This window comes from Actinomycetospora atypica, from assembly GCF_042653685.1.
In the GTDB taxonomy this organism is placed as follows: domain Bacteria; phylum Actinomycetota; class Actinomycetes; order Mycobacteriales; family Pseudonocardiaceae; genus Actinomycetospora; species Actinomycetospora atypica.
In genome coordinates, this window is record NZ_JBHSIV010000084.1 from 1 (window position 1) to 1,155 (window position 1,155).

The following is a 1,155-nucleotide window of genomic DNA, read 5'->3' on the forward strand; positions in this document are numbered from 1 at the left end:
TGCGCGCGGAGCCCGACCTGGGTGGTGCCGCGCAGGATGCACCACAGCTCCTGGTTGTGACCCCACCCGGACATCGTCGGGTTGCCGGATCCGATGGCCAGCCAGACGTGCTCGTCGCCGAGCAGGACGACGAGCTTGGGGTGGAACGCGCCACGGGTGGCGGTCACGCCGTACTGGTAGCCGTGGCCGGCGAAGCGCACGTCGACGACGTCGTGGCGGGCCTGTCCCCCGTCGGCGAGCACAGTGATGCGGGCGCCGAGCTGGCGGGCGCCTGAGAGCGCGAACCGCTCGAGGAAGGGCAGGTCGTGGGTGAAGCCGAGGACGACCATCTCGCGCAGCGGCGGCCCGTCCGCGAGCCCGCGCCACTGGTCGAGCAGGGTCAGGGGTGAGGCGAACGCTTCGTGCTCGACGCCGCTCATGCCGGCAGTCCCAGCAGTTCGATCCCCCGTGCGCTCACGGCCTGTTCGGCGGTGTCCTCGATCAGCCCGAGCTGCAGGGCAATCGCGGCGAGCTGGTCGATCCGTAACCCGACGTTGCCGCTGCCTTCATGGTGACGGGCGGTGTAGACGTCGTTGCGTTCATGCAGGCGCGAGAACACCTGAAGTCGCCCATTGGTCACCTGGACCTTGCGTAGCGCGATGCGGCGGGACTGCGCGAGCATGTCGTCGACGACGACGCGGACCAGGTCGCGCACAGAGTGGTCGCGTTGGTCCTCGATCCGTCGGCCCACCCAGGCGGGGTCGAGGAACACTCCTCGTTGCGACCGGCTGCCGCCGAGGAACGCGGTCCGCGTGACGCCGTGCAGGGTCGGTAGCCGTTGGGCCCCGAGCATGAGGACCGCGACGTTCGCGCCGACCGGGCCCAGCCCTGACGGCACTGCGGACTCCGCGGGGGCCGGGTGCCCGTCGGCGTCGACGACGGGCGCGAGGTCGTAAAGCAGCCCCGCCACCGTCTGGTCAGGCACGCGGCTGCAAGCCCAGCCGTACAGGTCGTTCCTCGTCACCGGTCCGTTCTTGATCACGAAGGCGACGAGGTCGGCCCAGAGTTGGCGCCAGGCGCCGACGGAGTGCCGGCGCAGCAGCAGGCCGCGCCAGCCGAGGGTTCGGTCTTCCGCGCGCAGCACCGGGTCTTCGTCTGCGAGCGGGCCGTAAGCGA

Annotated in this window: 2 pseudogenes; both read right to left on the minus strand. The window is 71.0% G+C overall.

Annotated features, from left to right (window positions below):
* Nucleotides 1–419 (minus strand): annotated as a pseudogene (locus tag ACFPBZ_RS29400) (hypothetical protein); the annotation flags it as partial.
* Nucleotides 416–1,155: pseudogene (locus tag ACFPBZ_RS29405) on the minus strand (hypothetical protein); the annotation flags it as partial. The pseudogenes ACFPBZ_RS29400 and ACFPBZ_RS29405, both read right to left, overlap by 4 nt.